We start from the raw sequence: 8406 nt of genomic DNA on the forward strand, positions 1-8406 counted from the left end.
GCATTCACGCCGAACCCTTCCGAGCCTGTCAGTTTCAGCGTGACCGCGCCCAACTGGCCGGCAGCGGCCGTCGTGTCACCGGCATCCGCCAGATCGATGCTCGCATCCAGCGCCGTGACACGGTGCGCCGCGATATCGCGGGTGGCGGAAGCTGCAACGGTAACCGTCCTGCCGTCGACATCCGCCTTGGAGGAAAACTGCATGCCGCCCGGTCCCGACTGCACGACGGTGGCGTCGGTTATCTTGAAGAGCTTGATCGCTGCGGTTTCGGGCAGCACGAATTCGACATTGCGAAGATCGATCTGGCGCAGCGAATCTTCCCGCACGGCATCGAGTGCCCGGTTGACGTTTCCGAACACCGCAGTGGACAGCTTCTCCGGATCGATGAGGCCGTCCTCATTGCGCAGCGCGGCGGTCCAGTCGCCGCCTGACGGCATCGCGGCGACGACAATGTGGGCATCGGAGATCCTGGCGCTGGTCAGCCGCACATCGCCCCACAGCAGCGGGACCAGGCGCACGCCAAAGCGCACGCGGCCGGCATCGGCCATCGGCTTGCCGTCTGATGTCTTCAGGCTGACGTCGCTGACCTGGAGCGCGACGAAACTCGAACTGTCGAGCGTGATGCGGGCAGGCCCGACCGCGACATTGACATCGACACCGGCCAGTTTCTCAAGAGCCGTTTCCGCCTCGGTACGAAGCCGGTCGGCCCCGATGCCGGAGGCACCAACCAGATAAACGAGCACGGCCGCCAGCAGCACAAGAGCGACCAAGCCGGCAAACAGCCGCGACAGCATGCGAAAGCCGCGCCCGATCGACGCCTGACCGAGCGGCGGCACGCGGCAGGCGGACGGAAAGGCCGCCAGGTCGGTGATCTCATCACGCCTGAACCGGATCTTCTCGTGCTGCGGTTGCTCCTGATCCACGCAATTTTCCGTTGTACGAACTCGATCGTGGACGAATCCCCGTTCGACACTATATCGGTGTGGCTTGGCGCGTAACCACAAACAAGGGCATCGATATGGCTGACCTCGACGTAGGCGATCTGGCGCCGCAATTCGATCTGCCCCGCGATGGTGGTGGGTCGCTCAGCCTCGCTGCCTCGTCCGGAAAACCCGTCGTCCTCTATTTCTATCCTCAGGACGACACGACGAGCTGCACGCAAGAGGCAATAAGTTTTTCGCAGTTGAAGCCGGAGTTCGAGAAGGCCGGTGCCGTCGTGATCGGCCTCTCACCTGACAACGCCAAAAAGCACGACAAGTTCAAGTCGAAATACAATCTCACCGTCGACCTCGCCGCCGACGAGGAGCGCAAGGTGATCGAAGCCTACCATCTGTGGGTCGAGAAATCGATGTACGGCCGCAAATACATGGGCGTCGAGCGCGCGACGTTCCTGATCGGCCGCGACGGGCGGATCGCCAGGATCTGGCGCAAGGTCCGGGTCAAGGGCCATGCCGAGGACGTGCTCGAGGCCGTTCGCGCCCTTTGAGGTTTTGCCGGCACGGCTGACTCCCTACAACCCTACGCCCGTCTGGCGGGCAATCGCCGCCAGCAAGCCGGCGCCGCAAGCCTTTGTTAACCCTAATAATGTGTAATCGAGCTGTCGTGGTGTCGTAACCGAAAGCTTGGTCCCGTGAACGCAACCGGTCAGTCAGCAGTCTTCGGCAGGCGCAAGGAGCCCCATACGGTCATCATCGCCCGGGGCAACGAGATCAGGCACTTCACGATCCGCCCCTGGCTCGTGGCCTTTATTGGCTCGGCGCTCGCTGCCATTGCCATCGGCTACCTCATGGCCACCTCCTATCTCGTACTGCGCGACGACCTGATCGGCGCCACCACGGCGCGGCAGGCGCGCATGCAGCAAGCCTATGAAGACCGCATTTCGGCGCTTCGCGCCCAGGTCGACCGTATCACCAGCCGCCAGTTGCTCGACCAGCAATTGATGGAAACCAAGGTCAGCGAACTGCTTGAACGCCAGAGCCAGCTGAGTCAGCGCCACGGCCGGCTTGGCCCGCTGCTTGAACGCGCCGAGAACGAAGTCGGCGCGGCGCCGGCCGAAGATCCGGCAGCGGTTGCGAAGCCGGACAAACGCGCCGAAGTGACCGGCAGCATCGCCCCACCTGCGCAGAGCTATGCGGTCGCCAGCCTGAGCGCCGACCTCGGCTCCGGCGACACCAGGCCGTTCTCGCTGTGGTCGACGCGCTCCGATCCGCTGCCCAACGATTCAGCCGCGGATCGTGCCGACAAGCTGTTCGTCTCGATCAACCAGTCGCTGAAATCCATCGAGAGCGACCAGCTCACCCGCATCAGCACGCTTGCCGACAACGCCTACAAGAGCGCCGACGCGATCACCCAGGCGCTTCAAGCAGCCGGGCTGCCCGTCGACAGCGACTTCGGCAAGGGCGATAGCGATGTCGGCGGACCGCTGATCCCACTCGACAGTTCGATGATGTTCGACAGCAAGGTCAAGGAGTTGGACGAAGCGCTTGACGCGCTCGACCACCTCAAGAAGGAAGCGCGCCAGCTGCCGCTCACCAATCCGGCGCCGGGCCACTCCGTCACCAGCCCGTTCGGCGTGCGCACCGACCCTATCCTCGGCACCGCAGCACTCCATTCCGGCATGGATTTCAGGGCGCCGATCGGTATGGCCGCAAAGGTCACGGCGCCCGGCATCGTCACCAAGGCAGGTTGGAACGGCGGCTATGGCCGCATGGTGGAAGTCGACCACGGCAATGGCTTTGCGACGCGCTACGGACATCTCAGCGAGATCGACGTGACCGTGGGCGAGAAACTGGACGCCGGCGCCGTCATCGGCAAGACCGGCAGCAGCGGCCGCTCGACCGGCCCGCATTTGCACTACGAGGTCCGCCACAATGGCGAAGCCATCGATCCCCTGCGCTTCCTGACTGTCGGCAAGAAGGTCGCCCAGTATCTGTAGGCGATTTCGGGATTCTGCTCGATGCGGCCGATGGCCGATCGTGGCCGTTGATGGACCATGAGCGGTTTCCACCGTCCGTTGGTCAGTTTTCCCGGTGCATCGACAGAAACGAGGTCGCTGCCGAAACCAGGGTGGCCGCGCCGACCTTCAAGGCGGCCTCATCGACGCGAAACCGGGCATGGTGAAGCGGAAACACCGATCCGACCGCCTCGTTGCGGATGCCGAGCCGGAAGTAGACCGACGGACACTTCTCGCTGTAGTAGCCAAAGTCGTCCGCGATCGTCCATCCAGGCGTGTTGAGAACATTGTCAACCCCGATGCAGGCCTTGGCACTGGCGACAATCAACTCCGTCATCTCGACGTCGTTGACGACGCCGGGTTCGCCCTTGTGGATGTCGAGCTGCACACTGGCGCCGTGGGCCGTTGCTATTGCCTCCAATATCGCACGAACATGCGCGGCCGAGCCGGTGACGAGAACATCAAATGTATCGCAGGCCAGAGTATAAGGGCCGGAACTCACGGCGATCTTGCCGGTCGGCGTGTACGGATCGACGTGGACGCAGATGGCGGCGTCGATGTCGTCGAGAAGCCCCTCCTCCACCACCCGCTTGCCGCCCGACGGTTCGTCTTCCTCCGCCGGCTGGAAGAACAGGCGGACGGTTCCGCCAAAGTCGTCCCTTGACTGGTGAAGATGGGCGGCGACCGCAAAGGCCATCGATGCGTGCGCATCATGGCCGCAGGCATGCATCACACCTGGGTTCATCGATGCGAATTCGACACCGGACTCCTCCTCGATCGGCAAGGCGTCGATGTCGGCGCGAATAGCCAGCTTTCGATTTGACGGCTTGCCGGTGCCGACAATGTCGACCGCGAGGCCAAAGCCCGCGACATCGCGAATGTCGGCAATTCCCTGATCCACCAGCATCTGCCTGAGATAACGCTGCGTGTTGGCTTCGCGGTTCGAAAGCTCCGGATTGCGGTGCAGATGGCGGCGGATCTCGATCATCCGGTCGAGAATTCCGGCATCGATATCGGTCGTGTCGGGATTCGCAGAACCGCTTGCCATGGCCGGACCCTCAGGATTTGACATGGATCTCTCGCGGGAACCTGGTCAGCGTCTCATGGCCGGTTTCGGTGACCAGGATGGTCTCGCTGATCTCGATGCCCCAGCCGTCCATCCACATGCCGAGGATGGAATGCACGACGTTGCCCGGTTCAAGCACAGTCTTGTCGCCCGGCCTGAGGCTGATCGTGTGCTCGCCCCAATCCGGCGGATAGGCGACGCCGATCGAATAGCCGATGCGCGACTCCTTCTTCAGTCCGTAGCGTTGAATGACCTTGCGCCAAGCGCCCTCGACCGCTTCGGCTGATGTTCCCGGCCTGACCGCATCGAGCACCGCATCCATGCCTTCGAGCACCGCTTTTGCCGTATCCCTGACATTTGTCGGTGTTTTGCCAAGCTGCAGGGTTCGCGCCAGCCCGGCGGCATAGCGGCGGCAGACGCCGGCAAGTTCGAGCGCAATCGTCTCGTTGTCCCCAAACCGCCTGTCGCTCCACATGATGTGCGGCGCGGACGCATTTTCGCCGCCGAGAATTGTCGGCGGCAGCGCGGTGATGTCACCCGCGAAGTCCGCACTACCGGCGATCTGCGCCGCCTGGATGGCGGCGATGGCATCGCACTCGCGAACACCCGGCGCGATCACTTCGAAGGCCCGCGTGACCGCTGCTTCGGCCAAGGTCGAGGCCTTGCGCAAATAGGCGATCTCGGGCGCCGATTTGACCGCTCGAATCCAATTCACCAGCAGATCAGCATCATGCCATTTTGCATTGGGCAGTCCGGCGACGAGCCGGGCATGCCCTTTCGGCGAGAAATAGTAGGCTTCGAGTTCGATGCCGATATGTCTGATACCCCAGCCCTTCGCGACGATCCAATTCGCGATCCAGTCCATGGGATGGCGATCGACGCGCTGAACGTGGTCTTCCGGGAAGCCAACCACGTTTTCCGGCTTCATCCAGGCTGTCAGAAGACCGCCGGCCGCATCCATGGCGCGCCCGATCCAGACCGGCTCGACCTCTTCGATTGGAACGAGCACCACCTGCGGCGTATAGAATGACCAGCCATCATAGCCGGTGATGTAATGCTGGTTGGCAACGTCGTTGACAACAAGGAGTTCGAGACCGCGCTTGGCCATCTCGGTACGGATCTTGCGCAGCCGCTGTTGGTACTCGTCGCGGGCAAACGGCAATTCGATCATCTTTGCTCCATGCTTTGTCGGATCAACGGTCGGGTTCGCCACCTTTGAAACGGTTTCGACAAGCCGGCAATCAGCCAGCGCGGCGCGTAGGCAGGTCCTGAGCAGGATGCGTCCTTTCACGGCCTTCCATGGATTCGGGTTTCGCCACCATTTATTTTTGAATTCCATTTGACTGAATAAATAAGCGGTGCCAAGTTACCCTCTCCAAGGGGCGCACGTCATGGCACTGCGGGGGACCAATCAGGAGTTCGGGCGGCCGTACAACCGGCGCATCGTGCTCGAGTCCATCCGCCTGCATGGACCGATCGCCCGCGGCGAGATTGCCCGGCGTGTCGGCCTCACCGTCCAGACCGTGTCGACCATCGTCCGCGAACTGGAAGACCAAGGCTACATCCTGTCGCTGCGCGAAGAGCCGAAGGGGCGCGGCCTGCCCCCGGCGACCCTGCGCATCAACCCCGAGGGCGGCTATGCCGTCGGCGTCCACATCACCCCGCTCGGCATCAGTGCCGCCTTGATCAATCTGAGCGGCGACGTAATCGAGAGCAACTATCGCGAAGCTCCGAACGCGGCGCCGGACCATGCCTTCGACCTGATCGGGGCGATGGTGATCGAATTGACCAGACTGCGGGCTGGCGGACGGGTGCTCGGGGTCGGCCTGGCCCTGCCCGGACCGTTCGGCGTCGAATCCATGAGTTTTGTCGGCCCGACCACCATGACCGGCTGGAAGGATGTGGCGCTGCGCGAGCGGCTGGCTGCCTCGACCGGATTGCCGGCCTTCTTTGAAACCGACATGGCGGCAGCGGCCATGGGCGAGCGCCTCTACGGCCTCGGCGCCCAGTTTTCCGAATACTACTATCTCTATTTCGGCGTCGGCCTTGGCGGTGTCATGGTTCATGACGGCGGCGCCTTGCGCGGCGCCTGGGGAAATGCCGGCGAGATCGGACACATTCCCGTCGTTCCCGGCGGCGAGGCTTGCCCGTGCGGCAACAGCGGCTGTCTCGAAAGATACCTCTCGCTCGAGGCGCTTCGGCGCTGGAACGGCAGCGAGGCCGATTGGGTGGCTGAAGTCGGCCCGATCTTCCACAATGCCGTCGCCATCATCGAGAACCTGTTCGACCCGGAGACGGTCATCCTCGGCGGGCTGGCATCCGCCGATCTGCTCGAACGGCTGGCTGGTTCGGCCGGCGGCTTGCACAACTCCGTTTCCGCACGGAAGGACCGCACGACGCCTCGAATTCTCGTCGCGCGCGGCGGGCAACATTCGGTGTTGCGCGGTGCTGCCGCCCTTGCGGTTTCGGGGGTGCTGTCACCCCGCTTCGGGCAGATGTTCGCTGCCGAACGCGAGCGCGAGCGCGACCTTCTCAAAGCCAGGGAGATTGCGGCATGAACGAACCCCTGCTGGTGCTCGACAACGTCACCAAGAACTATGGCGCGATCGAAGCGCTCAAGGGGATCAGCTTCTCGATCGGCAAGGGCGAGGTCGTGGCGCTGCTGGGCGACAATGGCGCCGGCAAATCGACGCTGGTCAAGATCATCGCAGGCGGACTGGAGCCGACCTCGGGCCGTATGCTGTTCGAGGGCAAGGAGTTTCTTGCCCGGTCGCCCGCCGAGGCCAAGGCGGCGGGCATCGAGACCGTCTACCAGGACCTGTCGCTGTGCACCAATGTCGACGTGGTCGCCAATTTCTTCATGGGCCGCGAGATCACCCGGAAGGTTCTCGGCATTCCCGTGCTCGACGAGCGCGCCATGGAAGCCGTCGTCGGAAAGGCGCTGGCCAGCGCCGGGACCCGCATTCCCTCGCTGCGCACCAATGTCGAGCATCTTTCGGGCGGCCAGCGGCAGGCCATCGAGCTGAACCGGTTCGTGCACTGGGGCGGCAAGCTGGTGCTGCTCGACGAACCGTTCGCAGCGCTTGGCGTCGAACAGACGCGGCGCGGCCTCGACATGATCCGCCAGGTGGCGAACCAGGGCATCGGCGTCGTCATCATCACCCATATCATGCAGCAGGCCTTCCAGGTCGCCGACCGGATCGTGGTGATCCGGCAAGGCGTCGTGGCCGGCGATGTCGCACGCAACAAAACAAGTCCCGATGCGGTGATCAACATGATCACCGGAGAGACGCTTGCCGGTGCCGGACCGGCGGGCTGAGGGACAAAAGAGGGGTCCGGCTTAAGAGGAGCGAACGACATGAAGCGAATACTTCTTGCTGTCTTCGGTATCCTGGCACTGGCCTTTGCCACGCTCACGCCGGCATTCGCCCAGTCCAAGGGTATCGTCTACTATATGGTGCCGACCCTGCTGGACGAGTTCCAGACCGGCTCGGTGAGCGCGCTGGAACTGTTCCTGAAGCAGACTGGCTACGAGATGAAGACGCTGAACGCCGACAACAAGACCGACGCCCAGCAGTCACAGATGAACGACGTCATCGCGCTGAAGCCGGCGGCGATCATCCTTGCCGCCGTCGATTTCAACGCACTGAAGCCGTCCATTGAAGCCGCCCGCGCGGCCGGCATTCCGGTGGTCGAGTTCGACCGCCAGATCACGTCGACGCCATCCGACTTCACCTCTGTCGCCGGAACGGTCGAGATCGGATACGTCGCCGCCGACCAGGCCGAGAAGCTGCTGAAAGCAAAGAACGGCTCGGTGAAGGGCAAGGTCCTGCAGGTGCTCGGCGACCCCGGCGACCCCTACACGCTCGACATCCAGAAGGGCTTTGAAGAGAAGATGAAGGCGTTTCCGGACGTCAAGATCATCTCGCTTCCGGCCATGCAGTGGGAAGCCAGCAATGCCGGCACCATCGTTGCCGACCAGATGCTGGCGAACCCCGACATCGATCTGATCTTCAGCCATGCCGCGCATCTTTCGGTCGCTGCTGTCGCCTCGCTCGAGGCCGCCGGCAAGAAGCCGGGCGACGTCATGCTGATGAGCTCGAACGGCGCTCCGGTCGGCCTCGACCTGATCCGCAAGGGCTGGCTCAACGTCGAAGTCGAGCAGCCGCTCTACGCGCAGGCCGCGGCTGTCGCCATGTTCATGGACAAGATCGCCAAGAAGGAAGAGATCAAGCCCGGCGAATACGACGTGCTCGGCCTGAAATCGACCGTCACCAAGGAAGCCTGGGGCCCGAACATCAAGATCCCGGGTGCCGCCATCACCAAGGAAAATGTCGACAACCCGGCCTTCTGGGGCAACCAGAAGCCGCCGACGGACACCGTCAAG

General features: G+C 63.2%; 7 protein-coding genes and 1 pseudogene. 5 read left to right on the forward strand and 3 right to left on the reverse strand.

Annotated elements, in window-relative coordinates; all coding sequences use genetic code 11:
- Positions 1-923, reverse strand: a pseudogene (locus EN993_RS26335) (hypothetical protein); the annotation flags it as partial.
- Positions 924-1018: 95 nt separating this feature from the next.
- Here EN993_RS26335 and EN993_RS26340 point away from each other — a divergent pair.
- Both EN993_RS26340 and EN993_RS26345 read left to right on the forward strand, forming a co-directional pair.
- Positions 1019-1486 (forward strand): peroxiredoxin, encoded by a 468-nt coding sequence (locus EN993_RS26340; RefSeq protein ID WP_126069342.1) that lies wholly within the window; start codon positions 1019-1021, stop codon positions 1484-1486.
- Between the two features lie 144 nt (positions 1487-1630).
- On the forward strand, positions 1631-2935 hold the full coding sequence (locus EN993_RS26345) for a M23 family metallopeptidase (protein ID WP_127265223.1): 1305 nt from the start codon (positions 1631-1633) through the stop codon (positions 2933-2935).
- 82 nt (positions 2936-3017) lie between these two features.
- Here EN993_RS26345 and EN993_RS26350 read toward each other — a convergent pair whose 3' ends face one another.
- Entirely contained in the window at positions 3018-4001 is a 984-nt protein-coding gene (locus EN993_RS26350; protein ID WP_245468970.1) for an amidohydrolase, read from the reverse strand.
- 10 nt (positions 4002-4011) lie between these two features.
- The gene (locus EN993_RS26355) at positions 4012-5190 is read right to left on the reverse strand and encodes a M24 family metallopeptidase (RefSeq protein WP_109669821.1); all 1179 of its coding nucleotides are present in this window, start codon (positions 5188-5190) and stop codon (positions 4012-4014) included.
- Positions 5191-5410: 220 nt separating this feature from the next.
- Here EN993_RS26355 and EN993_RS26360 point away from each other — a divergent pair, with 220 nt between their 5' ends.
- From EN993_RS26360 to EN993_RS26370, 3 genes are all read left to right on the forward strand, one after another.
- Complete coding sequence (locus tag EN993_RS26360) at positions 5411-6577, forward strand: ROK family transcriptional regulator (RefSeq protein ID WP_109669563.1); 1167 nt, start codon at positions 5411-5413, stop codon at positions 6575-6577.
- On the forward strand, positions 6574-7338 hold the full coding sequence (locus EN993_RS26365; protein ID WP_109669560.1) for an ATP-binding cassette domain-containing protein: 765 nt from the start codon (positions 6574-6576) through the stop codon (positions 7336-7338). Before EN993_RS26360 ends, EN993_RS26365 begins: the two co-directional genes overlap by 4 nt.
- A gap of 39 nt (positions 7339-7377) precedes the next feature.
- A partial coding sequence (locus tag EN993_RS26370) for a sugar ABC transporter substrate-binding protein (protein WP_164757818.1) occupies positions 7378-8406 on the forward strand: 1029 nt, incomplete at its 3' end.

Source organism: Mesorhizobium sp. M7D.F.Ca.US.004.01.2.1 (assembly GCF_003997785.1).
GTDB classification, from domain to species: Bacteria; Pseudomonadota; Alphaproteobacteria; order Rhizobiales; family Rhizobiaceae; genus Mesorhizobium; species Mesorhizobium loti.

Coding starts and splice junctions, on each gene's coding strand:
- EN993_RS26340 (WP_126069342.1), top strand. CDS start 1,019: ATGGCTGACCTCGACGTAGGCGATCTGGCGCCGCAATTCGATCTGCCC.
- EN993_RS26350 (WP_245468970.1), bottom strand. CDS start 4,001: ATGGCAAGCGGTTCTGCGAATCCCGACACGACCGATATCGATGCCGGA.
- EN993_RS26355 (WP_109669821.1), bottom strand. CDS start 5,190: ATGATCGAATTGCCGTTTGCCCGCGACGAGTACCAACAGCGGCTGCGC.
- EN993_RS26360 (WP_109669563.1), top strand. CDS start 5,411: ATGGCACTGCGGGGGACCAATCAGGAGTTCGGGCGGCCGTACAACCGG.
- EN993_RS26365 (WP_109669560.1), top strand. CDS start 6,574: ATGAACGAACCCCTGCTGGTGCTCGACAACGTCACCAAGAACTATGGC.